At 62.6% G+C, this 19,856-nt stretch carries 20 protein-coding genes, 1 tRNA gene and 1 pseudogene; 9 read left to right on the forward strand and 13 right to left on the reverse strand.

The genetic code is table 11. The features are described from left to right. Positions 1-41 precede the first annotated feature (41 nt). From P0648_RS07370 to P0648_RS07385, 4 genes are all read left to right on the forward strand, one after another. A complete protein-coding gene (locus P0648_RS07370; RefSeq protein WP_277505775.1) occupies positions 42-545 on the forward strand; it encodes a hypothetical protein in 504 nt (167 codons plus the stop codon). Then, on the forward strand, positions 542-2,395 hold the full coding sequence (locus P0648_RS07375) for a hypothetical protein (RefSeq protein ID WP_277505776.1): 1,854 nt from the start codon (positions 542-544) through the stop codon (positions 2,393-2,395). Before P0648_RS07370 ends, P0648_RS07375 begins: the two co-directional genes overlap by 4 nt. Before the next feature lie 37 nt (positions 2,396-2,432). Next, the gene (hpt, locus tag P0648_RS07380) at positions 2,433-3,002 is read left to right on the forward strand and encodes a hypoxanthine/guanine phosphoribosyltransferase (protein ID WP_276247909.1); all 570 of its coding nucleotides are present in this window, start codon (positions 2,433-2,435) and stop codon (positions 3,000-3,002) included. A gap of 72 nt (positions 3,003-3,074) precedes the next feature. Then, a complete protein-coding gene (locus tag P0648_RS07385; RefSeq protein ID WP_277505778.1) occupies positions 3,075-3,758 on the forward strand; it encodes a type 1 glutamine amidotransferase domain-containing protein in 684 nt (227 codons plus the stop codon). A 40-nt stretch (positions 3,759-3,798) separates the two neighbouring features. On the opposite strand, the gene P0648_RS07390 is transcribed toward P0648_RS07385, so the two are convergent. Next, complete coding sequence (locus P0648_RS07390; protein WP_277505779.1) at positions 3,799-4,251, reverse strand: GtrA family protein; 453 nt, start codon at positions 4,249-4,251, stop codon at positions 3,799-3,801. A 151-nt stretch (positions 4,252-4,402) separates the two neighbouring features. Here P0648_RS07390 and P0648_RS07395 point away from each other — a divergent pair, with 151 nt between their 5' ends. Beyond that, on the forward strand, positions 4,403-6,715 hold the full coding sequence (locus tag P0648_RS07395) for a DUF2298 domain-containing protein (protein WP_277505780.1): 2,313 nt from the start codon (positions 4,403-4,405) through the stop codon (positions 6,713-6,715). A 26-nt stretch (positions 6,716-6,741) separates the two neighbouring features. On the opposite strand, the pseudogene P0648_RS07400 reads toward P0648_RS07395, so the two are convergent. The 3 genes and pseudogenes from P0648_RS07400 to P0648_RS07410 form a co-directional block, all read right to left on the reverse strand. After that, a pseudogene (locus P0648_RS07400) lies at positions 6,742-6,954 on the reverse strand (RNA-guided endonuclease TnpB family protein); the annotation flags it as partial. 219 nt (positions 6,955-7,173) lie between these two features. Next, positions 7,174-7,248 (reverse strand) — tRNA-Met (locus P0648_RS07405). A gap of 119 nt (positions 7,249-7,367) precedes the next feature. Next, entirely contained in the window at positions 7,368-8,144 is a 777-nt protein-coding gene (locus P0648_RS07410) for a glycosyltransferase (protein ID WP_277505782.1), read from the reverse strand. A gap of 110 nt (positions 8,145-8,254) precedes the next feature. Between P0648_RS07410 and P0648_RS07415 the strand changes: the two genes are divergently transcribed. After that, positions 8,255-10,486, forward strand: coding sequence for a DUF2298 domain-containing protein (locus tag P0648_RS07415; protein ID WP_277505783.1), 2,232 nt, complete (start codon positions 8,255-8,257; stop codon positions 10,484-10,486). Here P0648_RS07415 and P0648_RS07420 read toward each other — a convergent pair. The 4 genes from P0648_RS07420 to P0648_RS07435 all read right to left on the reverse strand — a co-directional run bounded on the left by P0648_RS07420 (position 10,483) and on the right by P0648_RS07435 (position 12,740). Next, entirely contained in the window at positions 10,483-11,238 is a 756-nt protein-coding gene (locus P0648_RS07420; protein WP_276247902.1) for a DUF5803 family protein, read from the reverse strand. The two genes, P0648_RS07415 and P0648_RS07420, sit on opposite strands and share 4 nt — an antisense overlap. Continuing rightward, the gene (locus P0648_RS07425; RefSeq protein ID WP_276247901.1) at positions 11,235-11,900 is read right to left on the reverse strand and encodes a DUF2110 family protein; all 666 of its coding nucleotides are present in this window, start codon (positions 11,898-11,900) and stop codon (positions 11,235-11,237) included. The genes P0648_RS07420 and P0648_RS07425 overlap by 4 nt, the downstream gene beginning before the upstream one ends. Further along, positions 11,901-12,419 carry a transcription factor E gene (gene tfe, locus P0648_RS07430; RefSeq protein ID WP_276247900.1) on the reverse strand — a complete coding sequence of 173 codons (519 nt, stop codon included), beginning with the start codon at positions 12,417-12,419 and terminating at the stop codon, positions 11,901-11,903. Positions 12,420-12,530: 111 nt separating this feature from the next. Next, positions 12,531-12,740 (reverse strand): hypothetical protein, encoded by a 210-nt coding sequence (locus P0648_RS07435; protein ID WP_277505785.1) that lies wholly within the window; start codon positions 12,738-12,740, stop codon positions 12,531-12,533. A 123-nt stretch (positions 12,741-12,863) separates the two neighbouring features. Here P0648_RS07435 and P0648_RS07440 point away from each other — a divergent pair, with 123 nt between their 5' ends. Both P0648_RS07440 and P0648_RS07445 read left to right on the forward strand, forming a co-directional pair. Beyond that, positions 12,864-13,076, forward strand: a complete 213-nt coding sequence (locus P0648_RS07440) for an antitoxin VapB family protein (protein WP_277505786.1) — start codon at positions 12,864-12,866, stop codon at positions 13,074-13,076. Beyond that, entirely contained in the window at positions 13,073-13,465 is a 393-nt protein-coding gene (locus tag P0648_RS07445; RefSeq protein ID WP_277505787.1) for a PIN domain-containing protein, read from the forward strand. The genes P0648_RS07440 and P0648_RS07445 overlap by 4 nt, the downstream gene beginning before the upstream one ends. A 132-nt stretch (positions 13,466-13,597) precedes the next feature. Here the strand turns inward: P0648_RS07445 and P0648_RS07450 are convergent, their stop codons facing one another. From P0648_RS07450 to P0648_RS07460, 3 genes are all read right to left on the reverse strand, one after another. Further along, positions 13,598-14,134, reverse strand: a complete 537-nt coding sequence (locus tag P0648_RS07450) for a tRNA (cytidine(56)-2'-O)-methyltransferase (RefSeq protein WP_276247896.1) — start codon at positions 14,132-14,134, stop codon at positions 13,598-13,600. Between the two features lie 24 nt (positions 14,135-14,158). Then, positions 14,159-14,980, reverse strand: a complete 822-nt coding sequence (locus tag P0648_RS07455) for an alpha/beta fold hydrolase (RefSeq protein ID WP_277505788.1) — start codon at positions 14,978-14,980, stop codon at positions 14,159-14,161. Positions 14,981-15,065: 85 nt separating this feature from the next. Then, complete coding sequence (locus P0648_RS07460) at positions 15,066-16,688, reverse strand: Na+/H+ antiporter NhaC family protein (RefSeq protein ID WP_276247894.1); 1,623 nt, start codon at positions 16,686-16,688, stop codon at positions 15,066-15,068. 148 nt (positions 16,689-16,836) lie between these two features. On the opposite strand from P0648_RS07460, the gene P0648_RS07465 reads away from it, so the two are divergent. Continuing rightward, positions 16,837-17,778: an NAD-dependent epimerase/dehydratase family protein gene (locus P0648_RS07465; protein WP_277505789.1), complete on the forward strand. Its 942-nt coding sequence runs from the start codon at positions 16,837-16,839 to the stop codon at positions 17,776-17,778. 34 nt (positions 17,779-17,812) lie between these two features. Here P0648_RS07465 and P0648_RS07470 read toward each other — a convergent pair whose 3' ends face one another. Both P0648_RS07470 and P0648_RS07475 read right to left on the reverse strand, forming a co-directional pair. Further along, complete coding sequence (locus P0648_RS07470; RefSeq protein WP_276247892.1) at positions 17,813-18,142, reverse strand: BsuPI-related putative proteinase inhibitor; 330 nt, start codon at positions 18,140-18,142, stop codon at positions 17,813-17,815. 475 nt (positions 18,143-18,617) lie between these two features. After that, positions 18,618-19,766 carry a S8 family peptidase gene (locus P0648_RS07475; protein ID WP_277505790.1) on the reverse strand — a complete coding sequence of 383 codons (1,149 nt, stop codon included), beginning with the start codon at positions 19,764-19,766 and terminating at the stop codon, positions 18,618-18,620. Positions 19,767-19,856: the final 90 nt, after the last annotated feature.

Raw genomic sequence — 19,856 nt, forward strand, 5'->3', positions numbered from 1 at the left:
AGCGGTGGTATTTATGGGCTATCCGTTAGTTTTCGAGAACGATGGAACCGGAACGAGTAGTCGCGTCCGCGACCGTTCTCGTGTTGTTGGTCGTGACCGTACTCTCCGGCCCGCTCGTCGGGGCGATTGACCTTACGCCCGCGCCCGAGGAATCGACGCCCGAAGCGCCGATAGGCTCAGGTTCGGCGGACGTGGCCGTACAGTCGATTCCCACTGACGGGGTCGCACTCGTTCGCGGTCAGTACGGCGCTGAGTCGTTTTACCTCCGTGTTCCCGACGCACAGATTCAGGTCGGTTCGGTCACGGGCCAGCCCATGGTCGTCTACAAGGTTCGCATTCCCGAATTGGGCTACACCCACGGGACGACGCTGTTCTTGAGTCCCGAGGACACGGGGAACAAATCAATCGCACTTCAGCAGAAGGCGCTCGCACCGGGACGGGTGACCGCAGACGAGTACGACGCTGAACTCATCGTCTTGGTTCGGGCCGGCGGCGAGGAGCGCGAACTGGCCCGACAGCCGGTCACGGTCGAGGTGCGCCGATGACCGACTGGACGGACGAATCCCTCGTCCACAACAGCAAGCGACTCGGACGGCTCATCTTCCGCGACCGCTGGGGCGTGCTCCTGTTCGTCGTCGCCCTCTGGTTTTTCATTGGCTACTGGCGCATTGGCATCTTCATCAGCGACACGTGGACGGTCGTGAACGCCTTCGTCGCCGTCTCCGAGGGGCACCTCTGGCTCGAAAGCTTCCCGTACGGTCCTGGGCCGGACACGCCCGGGATGGTGCTCCTCGACGGCAAGCTCTACGGCCGCAACTACGGCCAGATGTTCATGTCGTTGCCCGCTCTCTGGGTGCTGCAAGCCGTCTCCGTCGTCGCCGACCCGCGCATCGCCATCGTCGCCGGCTGGAGTGGCCTGACCCTCGGAGGATTCTATCTCGCGGGTGGATTGACCGGGCGGCGCACGCAGTTCACCCTCGTCGGCAGCGGTCTCGCACTCCTCCTGTTCGCGGGGAACGTCGCTTTCGCCGGTCCACTTGACCCGGTGTGGATGCACCAGGCTGCACTCCAGGTCACGGCGATGGTCGCTGCGGCGCTCGTCGGCGTCGTGCTCTATCGGTTGCTCACCGAGATGTACAACCGACGCGTCGGTTTGGTCACGGGTGCGTTCGCGGTGCTCGCGACGCCGGTCGGGTTCTGGGCGTCGATTCCCAAACGTCACGTATTCACGACGCTGTTCGCGGTCGGGACGCTCTATTGCTTCTACCGAAGTCGTGAGGGAAATCTCCGAATGCGTGCGCTTGCGTACGTCTTCGTTGGATTGACGGCCTGGGTTCATGCGCCGGAAGCGTTCGTACTCATCGTCGCACTCGCGCTGGTTGACCTCCCCACCTCGAAGTCCAATACTATTCGGACGCTTTCGTTCCTCGGAGTTGTGTTCCTCGTTTCGCTACTCCCGTTTTTCCTCACGAATACACTCATCTCCGGAAATCCGATTGAGCCACCTCGACTCCTCCCTCAGTACAACGGTGGCCCACTGGACGCCCCGAGCAGCGCATCAGGGGGTTCAATTGGTGGAGGGGGCTCCGGAAGCGATTCTGCTGGGAAATACTCAGCCATTACTGCTCTCGTCGGCAAAGTCACCATCTTTACCGGCCTGTTCACTGACGGCATTACCGTCGCAATAAACTCACCAAATCGGCTGTTTCAAACGTACATCAGGCAGGGGTACCACGTAATTGGCATCGAACGAGATGGAAATGAAGCCATCAATCTCTCCATTCTCGAATCCGCACCACTCCTGGGCGTACTCACCGCGTTTCCGGTGTATGCGATTCGGGAGTTCCGTTCGAAGAACCGCATAGCGTCGTGGCTAAAGACACCGGAAGGGGCGACTGATGCATTCGTGGGGTTCTATTGCCTTCTCCTCACGGCAGTTTACCTCCCGCGGCTACCTCTGTATGCAACCATCACCGTTCGCTATCTCCTCCCCGTCTTCCCGTTCCTCCTCTACGCGGTGATGCGTCTCCCCTCGGTTCGTCGTGGCGTCGAGAACGAGTTTGCGACACTCGCGTGGGCCTACGCCGGGACGGTGCTCGTCGGGGGGCAACTGCTCGTCCTCCTCTTGCTCGTCCAGCGGCCCGCGCTCGGCGAAGCGGTACAGCTGCACGCCCTGCTCGGCATCGGCGTCGGACTCGCCTTCGGGCTGTGGGCCGTCTGGCGTCTTTTCACCGACCACGGCGACCGACTCGGAGCCGCGCTGTTCGGCCTCACCGCTGGCGTCGGCACGCTGTTCCTCCTGCTCTCGGGTATCGAATACTTCGCCTACGCCGGGGATTTCGCGCTCCCACTTGTCGGGTGGCTTGCGGAGAAACTCCCGTTGCTGGCCGGATAATCGTCAGTTTTTACCGGGGGGTTGTACTACCCACGACATGGACCAGTTGAAGCAGTCTCTGCTTGAGGCCCCTATCATCGAGAAAAACGGGTATCAGTACTTCGTCCACCCAATCAGCGACGGCGTTCCGATGTTGGAGCCGAGCCTGCTCCGTGAGATCGTCATCAAGATCATCCGCAAGGTGAGCTTAGAGGACGTAGACAAGATCGTCACGCCCGCGGCGATGGGCATCCACATCTCCACTGCCGTCTCCCTGATGACGGACATCCCGCTCGTCGTCGTCCGCAAGCGCCAGTACGGCCTCGAAGGCGAGATGGCACTCTCGCAGGTCACGGGCTACTCCGAGAACGAGATGTACATCAACGACGTCGACGAGGGCGACCGGGTGCTCCTGCTCGACGACGTGCTCTCGACGGGCGGCACGCTCAAGGCGCTCACGGGCGCACTGGAGCAAATCGGCGCGGACGTCGTGGACGTCGTCGCAGTCATCAAGAAGGTCGGCGGCGAGAACAAAATCGAGGGGACGGGCTACAACGTCAAGACACTCATCAACGTGGACGTCCAGGACGGCAAAGTCGTCATCGTGGACGAACACGGCGACAACTAACCGTCGGATTAGGCGGTTAGTTTCTCTCCGGGCGTGGCGCTTATGCGCCACGGGCCAATACCCAGGTCTACAATGCCATCAGCACTGTTTGTCGTCAGCGAATCCGGGTATTGGGGCGAAGAATGCATCGAACCGCTCACCCAACTCAGCGACGCGGGCGTCGACGTGACGGTGGCGACACCGTCCGGGTCACCGCCCGTCATCGACGAGCGCTCGGTCGACCCCGATGACATCGGCGAGGAGCAGGCCGAACACATCATGGACATCCACGAGAACGACGAGCGACTCAACAATCCGATTCCGGTCGCGCAGGCCGACGCGAGCGACTACGACGCCGTCGTCTTCCCCGGCGGCCATGGCACGGTGTGGGACATCAACCAGGATGTCCACGCACGCACGCTCCTGCGCGACGCCGTCGAAGGGTCGGGCAAGGCGCTCGTCATCTGCCACGCGGTGGGCATCCTCGCCTTCACGCGCGACAGCGACAACGGCTTCCTCGTGGAGGGCCGCGACGTCACCGGCTTCCCGAACGCGTGGGAACAAGACATCGTCGACGACGACGACGTGCTCCCCGACGGGACGAAACTCCCCTACTGGGTCGAAGACGAGGTCATTGCCGCGGGCGGCAACTGGGATGCAGAACTCGATTCCGACACCAGCGTGACCGTCGACGGCGACCTCGTCACGGCGCGTGGGCCGGGCTCCTCGGCCGCAGCCGCAGAGACGCTCCTCGACGAACTCAGCATCGAGCAATAAACTGCGCATCGAACAACAGACCGCCGACCAACCGACCGGCCTACTCGTTTTCGTGGACGCGCCAGGTCACGAGGCTCTCTGAGGCGTAGTTAAAGAGGAACGCGACGCCGATGCCGAGGTTGTTGGCGATGGGGTACCAGACGCCGAACTCACCGTTGAGCACCAGCAGGACGGTCCACGCGATGGCGACGCCGCCGACGCGCACGAGGTTGGATTTCAGGAAGCGTTTGAGGAGTTCGCCGGGACTCGACTCGCCCCATCGCGAGAAGGTCCAGTTCTCGTTTACGAGGAACATCACGATGATGGCCGTTTCAGCACTGCCAACTTTCGCTATCCAGAGGGGGATTTCGAGCAGGCCGTGGAGGACGAACAGCGCGGCGTTGTCGAACAGCAGGCCGACGATGCCCACGGAGAGAAACTGGCCGAAACGTACGCCCGAGAGCAGCGACTGAACGAGGTTCCAGAGCGTCCCGCGTTCGTCTGGCTGACTCACTGCGGACCCTCCACCGTCGCTATCCCCACCGCCCCACAGAGAGACCTCTTCATTGACAGAGACTCACCGCAAGCGGGGGTAAATATCTGCTGTCTTGCCGACCAGAAGACACTTATCTCGACCGTGATGTAGGAGGATTGAAACCATCCACATGGAGTTCGCCCTCGCCCTCTGGTGGCTGGTGGCGTTCGCGGCCCTCACCCTCGCAGGTGCTCCCCTCGCAGCCCTCGCCTTCCCCGGGTTTCGTGACCGCGGCGCTACCTTCGCCCTGCCCCTCTCACTGGCCGTACTGACAGTCGTGACCTTCCTCCTCGGCCACGTGTTCTTTACCTTTTGGACCGTTCTCATCGCCCTCTGGGTACTCCTGTTGGGCACTGCCCTCGCCCTCAGACGGGGCGTCTCGCTCTCGCTTTCCCACTACGCAGAGACGATGGTCGTCTTCTCCCTCGCATTCGCCTTCCTCGTCGCCGTCCGCGCCGTAGACCCCACCGTCCACGCCCCGGGCGGGGAGAAGTTCCTCGATTACGGCCTCCTCCAGACGCTCCTGCGTGCGAACGTCCTCCCGCCCGAGGACTTCTGGTTTGCCGGCGAACGGGTGAACTACTACTACGGCGGCCACCTGCTCACGGTCGCTCTCGCGTGGCTCACGGGGACCGAAGCCCGCTTTGCGTACAACCTCGCGCTCGCTGGCTTCTACGCCACGCTCGTCACGGGCGCGTACGGCCTCGCGGCCACGATTGCCGCACACCGTGGGAGTTCACCCCGCAAAGCCGGAGCCCTGAGCGCCTTCTTCGTCGGCTTCGCTGGAACGCTCGCCACGCCCGGTCGGCTGCTGCTCGGCGTCCTTCCCGATGACCTCGCCGCCCGCTTCGGCCACGTCTTCCTCGATGGGATTCGAATGCCCTACGAGGAGGCACTCGTCGTCGCCACGAATCCAGAGACGCTCAGCTACTGGTTTGGCCGGTACATCATTCCAGACACCATTCACGTCACGCCGTTCTGGGAGTTCCTGAACGGCGACCTCCACGCTCACCTCATGAGCACGCCGTTTCTCGTGTTCACGGCGGCGCTTTGTTACGCCTACACCCGGACGCCTGCAGACGCATTGCTCCGTCGCCGTCTCCTCGTCTTCGGCGCACTCCCCGCGATGGCCGGCCTGCTCACGTACATCAACACCTGGTCGGGACCGACCGCGCTCGGCCTCACCGGCCTGACGCTCGTCTTCGCGCCGACGACACCCCGCAGTCTCCTCACTGGTTCCACCAATTCGACCACCGACCAGTCGCTCCGCGGTGAATGCACCCGACTCGTCACCGCCGGCCTCCTCCTCGGTGGCGTCGCCCTGCTCGCGGCGCTCTGGGCAGCTCCGTATCTCGCATTGAGCCGCCCCCCGAACGAGGGTCTCGGCGTCCTCCCACCGCGGAGCGACCTCAGCGGCCTGCTGCTCGTCTATGGTCTCTTTTTCGCCATCTTCGCCCGCTACTTCGCGCCCCGAGTCACCGCACTCCTCCGCGAGCACGATCTCTGGCGCGCGGAAACCGTGGTCGTTGGAGCAGTCGTGATTGGTCCCGGAACGTTGCTCGCAACCCAGTTCACTGTCGGAGCTATCCTCCTGCTCGTCTCGTTCCTCGCAGTGGGCTGGCTCTTGCTCCGAACCGACCGCGACGTGGGCTTCGAGACGCTCCTGTTCGTCGCCGGCCTTGGCCTCCTGCTCATCGTGGAGTTCGTCTACGCGAAAGTGTGGCCCCACGACCCGAACGCGCTGCGCTGGAACACCGTCTACAAGGTGTCGATGCAGGTGTGGGTGCTCTGGGGCGTCGGCGGTGCAGTGGCACTCGCCCGCGCCCTCGACGGAAGTTCTACACCGGAGCGATCGCTGTTGCCAACAGTTTCTCGCAGTCGCGGGAGAACCGTCGCGAACGTCGCCCTCGCTGTGCTCGTCCTCTCGTCTGCGACCTTCGGCGGCCTCGCGCTCGCAAAGCACTTCGGCGGGCCACTCACCGCAGAGCGACCCGTCGACCCGACTCTTGACGCCACACGCTTCGTCGAGCAGTGGCACCCCGACGAGGCCGCCGCCTTCGACTGGCTGAGCCAGCGCGAGGGGCAACCGAACATGGTCTCACACCCCGGAACCACGTACACCTGGGCGAACCCCGCGTCCGTGTTCACGGGCATCCCCACGATGGTCGGCTGGGAACACGAAAAAGGCTATCACGGCGAGGAAGCCGTCGAAGTCCGCGAACGCCGCGTGAAGACAATCTACGCGGGAAGCTGGGACATCGCCGCCCAACACCTGCTCACCTACAATATCGAGTACATCTACGTCAGTCAGGCGGAACGAGACGCCTACGACCTGCGCGACTTCGCCGCACAGGAGGGCATCTCCGTGGCCTACCAGCACGGCTCTGTCACTATCTACTCTGTCGACCAGTCGGTGATTCGAGAGCGATACGGGCAGACGTGAGTGCGGTACTGCTCGTAGGCATTGTAGGCCTTCGCGACGATGCGCTGGGTGGTGTTCTTGACGAGCGCTGCCTCGTCTTCTACCGTCGGTGAAATCTCCGTCCAACCCAGCTCCGTTTTCGCGAGCCGAATTGTCTCGTTGTACACGTTTCGTGCTTCAGCGTAGGCGTCATGGAGCAGTTGCTCGCCACCGTTGCATTCGAGCTGGAAGACGAGCGTCTTCGTCAATTGCGTCGCCACACCCTCTGTGGTTACGTTATCGTTTATAAGGTTCAGTGTCCTTCGGACCGACGTTGCGGTAAACGGGGTAACTAGGTGATAACTCGAACAGTCCTACCCTGAAATTTCTTGAACCCTGCTGGACTATCCAGCGAAACACTCAGAACTGAACAAAACAAGACACAACAAAAATCCAAACACAGCAAGCACTTCTCGATTTAACCTATCACAAAATTTTCATAGCGAGAGGTAGATTTGAACTACCGATCTCCGGGTTATGAGCCCGGCGGAATCTCCTGGCTATCCCATCTCGCTACTACAGTGTATTCGAGCACCCCCATTAAGGGTTGTGATTCTGCCGCCGTGTGCGACATTTTGCCTGCCGTGGGGGCGATACCTGTCACACACCCGGTGTACCCGCGGGTACGGGCACTTCAGTCGTCGTTTGGCCCGAGGTCGATGAGTGCCGTCGGCTGGTCGCGGCGGTTGGCGATGGCCTGGTGAAACCGGTCCTGGCTCACGAGTTTCGCGCGGTGGCGCGAGACGAACAGCCCCTTCGCGAGCGCTTTCGTCGTGCCGACGGGGTCGACGGTCGAATCGGGCTGGTCGTGCCACTCGACGGGGACTTCGGCGACGCGCTGGCCGAGTGCGCCGGCCATGGCGATGAGTTCGACGTCCCAGGCGAAGCCGGGTTCGTAGAGGTGTTCGCGCACGGCGGCCCAGGCGTCTGCGGTCATCGCCTTCGCGCCACACTGGTAGTCGAAGAGGTCGACGGAAAGCAGGCGTCGTGCGAGCCAGGCGAAGGCGTCGCCGAGGCGGCGACGGGCGAGCGTCTGGTGGCTCTTGACGACGGCGTCGGGGTGTCTGCGCGACCCGACGCTCAGGTCGGCGCGGCCCTCGAGGACGGGTCTGACCACGTCGGCAATCGATTTGGCAGGCGTCGCGCCGTCGGCGTCGGCGAAGGCGTAGACGTCGGTGTCGAGGGCTTCGAAGCCAGCGGCGATGGCTGCGCCCTTCCCACGGCGGGCGTCGACGGCGTTGACGGTCGCGGGGAGTGAGGAGAGTGCGTCGACGACGCCCGGGCGCGGGTCGTCGAGTTCGATGCGGATGACGGCGGGCGAGAGGGTCTCGTCGAGCGCCCGGACGAACGTCTGGAGCTGTGAGACGTTTGGCTGGAACGCGGGAACGACGATGCCGACAGACCACTCCATCTTAATTACGTGACAATCGCTGAGGCTAAAAGCGATTCGCCTTCGAGCGCAGGGCGGGCGATTCTGGCATCCACAAGAGGTATAATTCCTCCTGTCCGTTCTCACGGGTAATGGAAGTCGGTCTCGTCGCGCTCTGGCTCGCGGTGTATCTCTCACTCTGGGCGCTTTCCATGCCGCTCGCCGCGCTCATCTTCGACCGGGTCGCAGACCGCGGGGCGGGCCTCGCCCTGCCGCTCGGTCTCGGCATCATGACGCTCACCGCCTACTGGGTGGGCCACCTCGCCTTTGGCTGGGTTGCCCTCGCCGCAGGGCTTATCGTTCTCGTCGCCGGTTCTGCCTTCGCCCTCTCTCGGGGCGTCGAAGTGGGGTGGCGCGACCGCATCGACGTACCCCTGCTGTTCACGCTCGCGTTTCTGTTCATTATCGTCGTCCGCGGGGCGGACCCCGGTGTCTGGCCCGGCGGCGGTGAGAAGTTCCTCGACTTCGGCCTGCTGAAGACGCTGCTCCGGTCGCCCGTGTTGCCCCCTGAAGACTTCTGGTACGCGGGCGAACCGGTGCGCTACTACTACGGCGGCCACCTCACCTCCGCGTTGCTGACGATTCTCACGGGAACCGAGACGCGCTTCGCGTACAACCTCGCGCTTGCGGGCTTCTATGGAATGCTCCTCACTGCAGCGTACAGCGTCGCCGGAATGGTCGCCGGGAGCTTCGACGTCTCGCGGCGGACAGCCGGCCTCTTTGCGGTCTTCTTCGTCGGCTTTGCGAGCAACATCCTCACCGGGTTGCAGGTGCTCGTCTGGGCGCTTCCCGACGCCATCGGCGGGCCACTCGGACAGGCCATCGCCGCGAACCTCCACGAACTCGCCGCAGAGAAAGTGGTCGCTCCACCGAGTGAGTTCGCCTACTGGCATCCGAGTCGCGTGATTCCGGGCACCATCAACGAGTTCCCCTTCTTCGCGTGGCTGAACGGCGACCTCCACGCCCACATGATGAGCACGCCGTTTCTCCTGCTCGGCGCGGGCCTCTTGTTTGCGTACTTCCGGACGCCCGAGCGGGAGGTGACCCGACGTCGACTCCTCGTCTTCGGGGCGATTCCACCGCTCGCGGGCTTCATTGCCGTCGTCAACACCTGGTCGTTCCCGACCATCGTCGGGTTGACGTGGCTCTCTGTCGCGTTCGCCCCTGCACGACCGCTCTCGCTGTTGCCAACGTCGGTCGTCACGCGGGCCGAGCGCCTCGACTCACCGATTACCCGCGAGGGGTCGCGATTCGGTGGCGCACTCGGCGTCGCCCTTCTCGTGCTCGTCGGCGGGCTTCTCTGGACGCTCCCGTTCTGGCTCGGGACGGCGAGCGGCCGAAGTATCGGCTTCTTCCCAGAGCGAAGCCCCCTCGCGGGCCTGCTCGTGGTCCACGGCGCGTTCCTCGCGGTGTTCGTCCCCTACCTCCTCGCGCACGTCAAGCCCGAGATAAAGAAACACGCCGCCCAGACCGGTGTGGTCCTCGCGCTGTTCGTCCCGACGGCGTGGCTCGGTGGTCTGGCCGCCATCGCCGTCTTTGCCCCGCTGCTCGTCGTCGGCTGGGTGCTGTTGCGCCTCCGCGACGACCTCGGCTACGAGACGGTGTTGCTGCTCGCCGGCCTCGGCCTCGTCCTCATCGTCGAGTTCGCCTTCGTCCAGGAAGACGCCGCCCCCGGCCGGTTCAACACGGTGTTCAAGGTGTACATGCAGGTGTGGGTGCTCTGGTCGGTCGCCGCCTCCATCATGCTCGCACGCCTTCTTGGCGGCGGACGCGCCATCCCGACCAGTTGGCGCAAGGGCACCGCGGTACTCGCCGCACTGCTCGTCGTCTCCACGTCGTTCTACGGCGCGTTCGCCCTCGCGGGACACTTCGACGATGGCGCGACCGACGACATGACTCTCGACAGTCTCCAGTATGTCTCCGATTATCACGCGAGCGAGGTCGAGGCCATCCACTGGCTCGACGAGAAGGAGGGCCAGCCACACATCATCGAAGCACCGGGGCGGGCCTACCGTTGGTCGAACGCACCCTCCGCGCTCACCGGCTTGCCGACCGTCCTCGGGTGGACTCACGAAATCGGCTATCGCGGGCAGGCCGCCTACGACGAGCGGGTCGGCGACGTCACGCAGTTCTACACGGGTACGCCCGACCAGCAAGTCGCGGTCCTCGAACAGTACGACGTGCGCTACATCTACGTCGGGCCACAGGAGCGCGAAGCCTACGACCCCGGCGACTTCTCACGGCTGTCCGGGGTGAGCGTTGCCTACGAAAGTTCGCACGTGACGATTTACGAAGTCGACCAGAACCAGCTCGCAGCGAGTTAACGCATTCCCGGCGGCGGTCTGCGCCGGTCGTCGTCCATATCCACGCTGAGACCGAGGTCTTCGCGGCGTTCGCGCAGGACGCGAATCTGGCGCAGGTAGTAGAACGCCCCGACGACCCCCGCGATGGCGAGGCCGGCCGCCGCCGTCGCGAAGATGGTCAGGTCGCGGTCAAGGTACCAGCGGAGGACGATCGCCCGACTCTGGACGTCATCCCACGTGATGTGGACGCGATTGTCTTCGAGTCGCGTCTCGTAGCCACCGGGCTGGACCTGCGCGAGCGGGACGTAATCGACGCGCATGCCGGGCGGCAAGATGACCTCGTAGGTGCCCGTCACGAACGTCGGCGTCGCGAAACTCTTGCCCTGTGCCGCGCCGGTGAACGCGACTTTGCCGTCTGCGGCGGGGAGGCCGACGATGAGACGGTTGCGCGTCTGTGAAACGTCGAGCGTGGAGGCGTTTACGACCGTGCCGTTTTCGTACTGGAATTTGAGCGCGGAGATTTCGAGCGGGCGTTCGGTGCCGAAGCCGTCACGCTCGTAGAATTCGATTTCAGACTGATTCGAGACGACGTACACCGACTGGTACTCGCCGCTTCGGACGTCGATAGTAGCGTTTGCCGACGTGTTCCAGTCGTACGATGCATCCTCGTTGAGACGTTGCTGGTCGACCTCGCCGGGGCCGAAAATCCCCATACAGCCTGCTGATGCGGTGAGCAAGACGAGCAGAGCGAGGGCGAGCAGCCGGCGTCTCATGGAATTACACAGAGGAGTTCTGCGGGGACGTATTCACCGATACTGGCGAGCAGTCCCGGCGGGTCGGTCCCTTCCTTGCAGACGATGCTCTGTTCTAACAGGCCGAGGCGTTCGACCGTCACGATGTCCTGTGCGTGGCCCGCACGGTTAACCGTGGCGCGAACCTCGCCACGGGTGGCGTTGTTCACGTTCACGCGTCCGAGGCCACGAGTCCACTCGTAGAGGTCGTCGCGCTGTTCGTCGGCCAGCCGACACGGCTCGCCGTAGACGAACCGAAGTGGCATGTGCTGGACGAGGCCGTAGCGTTTCCGAATCTGTTCGGGCGTCCCCGCTCCGAGGCCAATCTCGTCGGCGGGAATCCGAATCTCGCGGCCAGCATCGAGGATGAAGCCGTCGTCGTCCCAGTGTTCGAAGGTACCGACGTAGGTCTCGCCCTCGGCGAACGAGTCGGTAATCTCCCCCCACGACTCGCGGAGGGCGTTTCTGGCGACGGTGGCGTCTGGGCCGTCGAGCGTCACCGACGGGAAGTCGTTGTCGAGTATCCCGATGGTGTAGGTGACGTCCAAGTCGCCGATGTCGTTGTCGATGAGCGAGCGAAGGCCGTCGAGCGACCGCTCTCTGGCCTCTCCTTTTACGTACAGTTTCGTTGCGAGTACTACCATTCAGATGTCTACGTTGAGTTCGTCTCGGAGGGCGTCGATTCGGTCGTCCATCGCGTCGACGAGCCGCGAGTTGTCCATCGATTCGAGCGGCGAGCCACATTCCGGACACTGGAAGCCAAAGTCCATCGCCTCGCCGAATTCGAAGCGAATGGAGTCCACTTCACAGAGGAAAAATTCGTTGTTCTGTTCGTATTCACGGCGCTCTTCTAACGCGCCAAGCAGGCGCTCCATCTCGTCAGCCAGGTTCTCCGGAATCGTCTCGTATTCGAACGTCCAGAGGTAGGTGAGCCAGCCGGAGTCCTCGTCGCGGAGCCGTCGGTAGCTCGCAAGGTCGTTCTCGTAGAGGATGAACAGGGCGCGTCGCACGTCGTTGAGCTCGAGCCCCAGATCCTCCGCCAATTCCTCGTCAGTCACCTCGCCGTCAGGCGGCGCGGCGGCGACCGGCATACCCGTCGGTCCAACCAACTCGTGAAGATATTTTTGGATGACAGGGTCCTCGAGCAGCTCCTCAAAAGCCATTACCAGAACGTGGTGCGCTCAGCAGTTTAAAACCATCGGGTGCGCGGTTGCGTCGTGTCGTCCGTCACGGACCGTTTCGAGACGCCGAACACGCGATTTGGGCGATGTGCCTTACCGCGTCGTCGAGCCGCCGTGCCACCGGGTGACAGCGACAATCAGCACCAACAGGACCAGGCCAACCAGAACGCCGAGACTCCCGCCAACCCACAGGCCGAAGTGATTTGCAAATCCGAGCAGGTACGGAACGACGAGGATTGCGATGACGACGTACAGGAGGCGTTCGACGCGGGCCACTCGTTGTTCGAGCGTGGTGTCCGCCATGTTTCGACAACGTGGCAGTTTGGTGATAAATTATGCTGCTCTCGCCCATGTGTGCGAAATCCGTTAACCTAGGTTCAGTCAATCGACGCAACACCCTTGTATACGGGCCTGTATACAACCGCTATGAGCAAGAGTATCCGAGTCAAAGACGACACCCATGCAGCGCTCGCAGCGCTCAAGGGAAGCGACGAGACGTTCGACGACTTGCTCTCTCGACTCATCGAAGAGCGGCGGGAGACCGTCCGAGACGGTGCCGGACTCTGGAAAGGGACTGACGCCGCACAGAAAGCCCGTGATGCGCGAAAGGACATGAAGCAGGGCGTCGGTAGTCGATGACGCTCTACGACAGCAGTGTCCTCATCGACTATCTCGATGGGACCGACGAAGCCATCGACTACGTCGAGAGTCACCTCGACGAACGCGCAATTGCACCCCCACTGGTGATGTTCGAAGTCTACCAGGGAGAAGTTTTCAAAGCCGGCCCCGCAGATTTTGACGCCCTCGAAGATGCCCTCGAGTGGGTGGCCGTTATCGAAGAGACAGCTAACCTGGAACGCGCCGCAGCAAAACTGCAGAACGACCTGCACCAGCGTGGCCAGGCACTCGCTGCGCGAGACGCATTCATCGCTGGCACTGCGAAGGGGCTCGACGAGCGACTCGTTGTGGCCGACGCGGATTTCGACGTCGCTGGAATCACCGACATCCTCGACATCGACTTCATCTGAGTGTGGCCATTATCTCGAAACGAACTCTCGGGACATCGTTTCCGGAGAAGACTGCGAAAATCGACCGATTTTGCTCCTTCTACTATTGAAACCGCGGATTTCTGCTCGAACGTCAGTGAGAACAGCGACCGCTCACTCCTCGACCGGTTCGACGCGCTTGCCCTTCTTCTGGGGAATGACGCGCTTTTTCGCCCCGATCCACTCGCGCTCTAATTCACGGCCTTCGAACAGGCGGTCTAAGAACACGGCAAGGCCGGCTACTTCAGAATGCGGTTGATTAGTCACGCCGACGTTCCAGTCTGCGGCGTCGTATACTTCGAAGGGAACCTTCTCCGCGCCGACGACGACGAGCAGGGGTTCTTCGGCGTGGGCGGCGCGGATGTCGGCTTCAACGTCCTGGACGCGCTCGCCGTACATCGTGAGGTGGACGATTTTTCCCTCCCAGTCGCGGATGACCGGGCGGTGTGAGGAGACGACTTCCACGTCGTAGGGGCCGCCAAAGCGGTCGGTGATGTCTTCGATTGTGTCCTTCGAACTCTCGGTGTCGACGAGGATGACGCGGTCTGCGCCGAGCGCTCGGCCCGTGAGGCCGACGTGCGTGGTCATCCGCTCGTCCCGACCGGGGCGGTGACCCAGCCGAAGGATGACGACTTCGGGTTCTCCCTGCATAGACGAGCAAAGCGGCGGCGACGGTTAGGGGGTTTCGGATTGGGACGTTCGGGTTTCGACACGGTGGAGAAACGTCTGTAATTCGGCGAACGCGGCGTCGTACTGGTCGCGGAACACCGAGTGACCGGCATCGTAGATGTGGACGAGTCTGCCGTGTCTCAACGGCTCTGCTGCGGCCACGTCAGCTGCTCGAACCTCCGTGTCGGCATCGGATTTCAACACGAGCGTCGGGCACTCGATTTTCGGGAAGGCGTCCGCCGTCCGCGGATACCCTTCCCGAGCGATTTCGACGATATGTGGGTGACACTCCGTGTTCGCGATGGCAATTTGACGGGCGGCGTTCGGCCCGTACTGCTCGTAGTCGCTCGCGAGTTCTGCGACCGTCTGTGAGTCGATGGCTTCGAGTCGGTCTCGAACGAGCGCCACCCGTTTTTCGGCCTCGATTTCGTGATGACCACGCAGGTTGGCAGGGTCTTCGAGGACGAGGGCACGCGGGAGGTCGGGATGGGTCGCGGTCGTCCAGGCGGCGGCTGACCCACCCATCGAGTGACCAAACAGGATGGGGTCTTCGAGGTCGAGGTGGTCTACAACACCGACGAGGTCTGCAACCCGGTCGTCGATTGTGTACCCGGCTTCGGATGCATCCGACATTCCGTGGCCGCGAGCATCGTAGAGGATGACCTCGTAGTCGTCGGCCAGGTCGTTCGCCAACTGCGCCATACACGGCGCGTTCTCGTAGAAGCCGTGTGCCATGACGAGTGGTGGGCCCTCTCCTGTGCGGTAGCACTGGAGTTCGACTCCGTTGACTGGAATTGTCGCTTCTGCCCACTCGTAGGGGAGGCGCATACCCGCACAATCAGATCGGGGGAGAAAAGTCTATCAATCGAACGCGATGGTGAGAGGCGAAAAAAGCGGGAGACGGCGTCCCAGATTATTCGAATAGCGCGCCGACGCCAACACGGTCGGTCTTGCCGACGTATTCAGAGAGGAGGTACGCGCTCAGGCCCATGATGGTGGTGCCGACGGCGAGTGTCACCCACGGCGACAGCGCGGTGTAGCCGCTCACGAGGAAGCCAAGCGTCCCCACCACGGCGGCGAGAATCGCGTACGGCATCTGCGTGGCGACGTGGTCTACGTGGTCGCTCGCAGCGAACATCGAACTCATGACCGTGGTGTCGCTGATTGGCGAACAGTGGTCTCCGAACAGCGACCCGGTGAGGATGGCCGCGATGGCCAGCGTGAGGGTCGCGTTCAGTTCGACGGCGAGCGGGACAGCGACCGGGAACAGAATCCCCATCGTCCCCCACGAGGTCCCGATGGCGAAGCTGATGAGCGCGGCCGTGAGGAAGATGACGGCCGGGAGCAGCGGGGCGGTGATGATGCCCTCTGCGACGCTCACGACGTACGGGCCGACGCCGAGCAACTGGCTCACGTTGCCGATCGTCCACGCGAGCGAGAGGATGGCGACCGGGAACATGACCATCTTGAAGCCCTCGAAGATGGCGTCGCTGACCTTGTCGAGGCCGATGCGGGCGTGACCGACGAGGATGGTGAGCATCGTCGCACACCCGGCGAACGCCGCCCAGAGGATGGCGTCGGCGGTTCCCGCTTCCTTCAGCGCGTCTGCGTAGGACCCGAGGAACGCAGACACTGCACCGAGGCCGCTGGTTCCGGCGAGCGCGGCGTTCGTCTTCGCCGGGCCACCACCGGTCCACCACAGACCGACGAGTGTGACCACGACCAGCGCGAGGATTGGTGCGGCGAAGTACCACCAGCGTGGACTCACGTGCTCGGGCGTCTCGATGTCGCTCGCCTGCGTCTCCATGAGCGGCGAGGCGTCGTCGCGCATGAGTTTGCCTTCGTTTTGTGCGCGCTCTTCTGCCTTCTTCATCGGCCCGAAGTTCCAGTCGGTGAAGACGACGATGTAGACGAGGATGAGCGCGAACACACTGTAGAACCGGAACGGGATGGACGCGACGAACACGACGAACGCGTTTTGCTGAATCCCGAGTGCGTCGAACTGCTGTTGGATGAGGCCCACCTCGAAACCGAGCCACGTCGAGACGACGGCGATAGAGGCCATCGGTGAGGTGGTCGAGTCGAGGAGGTAGGCGAGTTTCTCACGCGAGATGTCGAACTGGTCTGTGACCGGGCGCATGACCGACCCGGAAATCATCGTACTCGCGTAGGAGTCGAAGAAGATGAGCGTCCCGAGGAACGCCGTGCCCGCTTTCGCCTGTCTGCGCGTTTTGATTCGCTTCACGATTCCATCGGCCACCGCTCGCATTCCCCCCGAGAGGAACACCATGCCCAGTAACGCACCGACGAGGAAGGTGAACAACAGGAGTTTTGCGTTGAACGCGGAGGTGACGTTCGATACGACGAGTGCGAGCGATTTTGCGCCTCCTGCGATTGGATTCCACCCGACAAGGATGGTCGCTCCGAGCCACACACCGGCGAACAGGGACAGCAACGCCTGTCGCGAGATGAGGGTCAGGACGATTGCCAGCAACGCAGGCAGCAAACTAATCAACCCGTACGTCTCAGTTGGCATTCTGTCTGGTATTGCAGAATTTCACTAATAATTGTTCTGGCTCTTGGACACCCATCCAGAAATCGCGAGTGTTTGTGCATTGATGCCTAACCACAAATTCTCCGTACCGACCCAGAACGACTTTGAGCACCCCGACAAATCTCGGCGCATGAAGCTTTCCGGCAAGCGCATCCTCGTCACGGGCGGTGCGGGTCTCATCGGCTCGCGGATGGTCGCCCAGTTGCTCCCCGAAAACGACGTCGTCGTCGCCGACAACCTCTCGAACGGCATCCGATCGAGCGTCCCCGACGACGCTGAATTCGTGAACGCAGACCTCACCGACGAGTCAGCCGTCGCGGACGTCATCACCGACGACCTCGATGCCGTGTTCCACTTCGCCGCAGCGGAGAAGTACGTGAACACGGACGAACCGCGCAAGCAGTTCGAGGTGAACGGTGACATCACGTACAACATCTTAGAGCGGATGGACGACGTTGGCGTCTCGAACGTCGTCTACACCTCCTCGTCGACGGTGTACGGCGAGGCCCCGCGTCCGACGCCAGAAGACTACGCCCCACTCGAACCCATCAGCATCTACGGCGCGGCGAAACTCGCAGAGGAGAGTCTCCTCTCTGTGTTCGCCCACTCCTACGACTTCACCGTGTGGAACTTCCGCTTCGCGAACATCGTCGGCCCGCGCTTTGGCCACGGCGTCGTCCCAGACTTCGTCGAGAAGTTGCAGGCCGACCCCGAGAAACTCGTCATCCTTGGCGACGGTCGCCAGGAGAAGTCCTACATGCACGTCGATGAGTGCGTCGAAGCCATCGCCCACGTCGTCGAACACGCAGACGCGCCGATGAACTCCTACAACCTCGGTACCCGGACGACCACCTCCGTGACGACCATCGCGGACATCGTCGCAGACGAGATGGGCCTCGACCCCGAATACGAGTACACGGGCGGCGACCGTGGCTGGACCGGCGACGTGCCGAAGATGCGCCTCTCTATCGAGAAACTCTCTGCACTCGGCTACGAGCCACGGCTCTCCTCGCACGAATCCGTGCGGAAAGCGGTACAGGAACTGCTCGAAAACCCCGACCAGGAACACTGACCGTCAGGTAACACTGGCTGGTGTTACTTCCCAGTCACACCGAGAATGTCGTCCGTTCTTCCTCGGCTTCCATCGTCCGGAGTTCGCAGACGACTTCGTACTCGCCGGGGTCTGGGTCCTCCCACTCCGCTTCGATATCGACTGTGTCTCCGGGTTCGATATCCTGATTCGTGAGCACCTGGGCGAACATGCGCCCGTCCGACCAGCGCCAGCGTTCCTCGTCGCCGTCTAAGACGACAAAGTCTGCCTTCCCCGAATCGCGGAAGGTGAGCGAGACGGTGTCCTCGCCAGTGTTCCTGAGCGTGAGGACGAAATCGACGCTTCCGTTCGTGGGCGTCGCGGTGAGCGATTTTTCGAGCGTCATGTCCGGATAGAGGCGGTGGTGTAGTTTAGCATAATCGAAGGCGGTAAGCCCCCTTCCTCAACGAGCGTCGAAGACGCGAGTAGGGAGGGGATACACCGCCCGCATAGTTCACATTCACTGTGTGCAATACGCTTACTACCGATTCGGTCGAAGGGGGTAGTAAGATACTCACCACGTCTCGTCCGTTGTTCAAACGTGGTTCGAAACGGCGAAGCCGTTTCGTCATCACGAAAGGCGCGTCGCGCCTTTCGAACGACGACAACAAGCGTGCATCGGACGTGTGGGCCGAGTGTCGATTCAGTAGGAGTGGGACACTCCGAACTGCCCGTAAAGGGAAATCGCCTGCGGAGTCTGAGACCGCTGTGCCCACGGGTGCAAGTCTTGACACAGAAACAGGAAGCCCTGTCCTCAACAAGCGAGGGGCGGGTAGCCCCGAGCGCGGTAGGGCAGGGTAGTTCACAACTATTTGCCGAGGTTACAGGTCGTCGCCGGAGTTTTGGCCGAGTGCGGCGGCCACGTCGAGCAGCCCCGAACCACTTTCGTTCGCGCCGAGGCCGATGTCCTCAGCAGAACTCTTGAGGGTGCTCCGGGCCTGACTGGCGGACTGCCCCTCGGCCATCAGTTGCCCCGCTGCGCCCGAGACGTGCGGGCAGGCCATCGACGTGCCGGAAAGCGTGTTGTACGTCCCGCCGGTGTACGTCGAATAGATGTCCGTGCCGGGCGCGGCGATTTCGACCTCAGGACCCTGTGAGGAGTAACTCGCGAGCTGGTCCTGGTCGTTCGTCGCGCTCACGGCCATCACTTCGGGGTATGCGGCCGGGTAGCTCACGCAGTCCGTACAGGGGCCGTCGTTGCCAGCGGCGGCGATGAGGAACACACCCTTGTTCGCCGCATATTCGACCGCTTCTTTCCCGTTCTGTGTGGAGCCACCGCCCCCGAGGCTCATGGAGCCAACGTCGTAGCCCTGGTCTGCGGTCCACTCGATGCCCTTTGCCACGTCCGAGTTGAACCCACTGCCGGCGGCGGTGAGTACCTTGACGGCGTGGAGCGTTGCGGTCGTGGAGACGCCGACGACACCCTGTGAATTGTCTACTGCGTCCGCGATGCCGGCGCAGTGCGTGCCGTGACCGTTGTCGTCGTGCCAGTTGTCGGAGGCAATTGGCCCGGTGAACGCCCGTCCTTCGCCGAGGTTGTCCACGAGGTCGCCATGATAACGGTCGATGCCGGTGTCGATGATGGCGATGTCTGCGCCTTCGCCGGTGTCACCGTTCGCGTGTGCGACTTCCGCATCCGTGCGGTCTACGCCCCACGGCAGCGTCTGAGCGAGCGCTTCGACTTCGGTGTCCTTCTCGACGTAGCGGATACCCGAAACGCCCTGGAGCGAATCGAGGCCCGCTGTCGGCATCGTGATGGTGAGGGCGTCCCAGGCGAACTCCCAGTGAACCGTGTCGGCGAGGTCGAGTGCGGCCTGTTTTGCGGTCTCCGTATCGTAACCGACGTTGACCCGCATCGAGTCGCCCGTGAGGTCGCCCGCGGCGACGCCCGTGAGCCCGGCTGCGGCGGCGGTCGAACCGAGGAGTTTGAGTGCGTTACGACGAGTGACAGTCTCTGACAATTCTGTCATAACTCCACCAGAAGCCAACAGTAATTAAATTCTTTGTTATTAATTATTAAAATAATTGGCAGAGAACTGCTTAGCGGAAACAATTCAGGA

It is taken from the genome of Haladaptatus sp. DYSN1, assembly GCF_029489995.1.
Taxonomy (GTDB): Archaea; Halobacteriota; Halobacteria; order Halobacteriales; family Halococcaceae; genus QDMS2.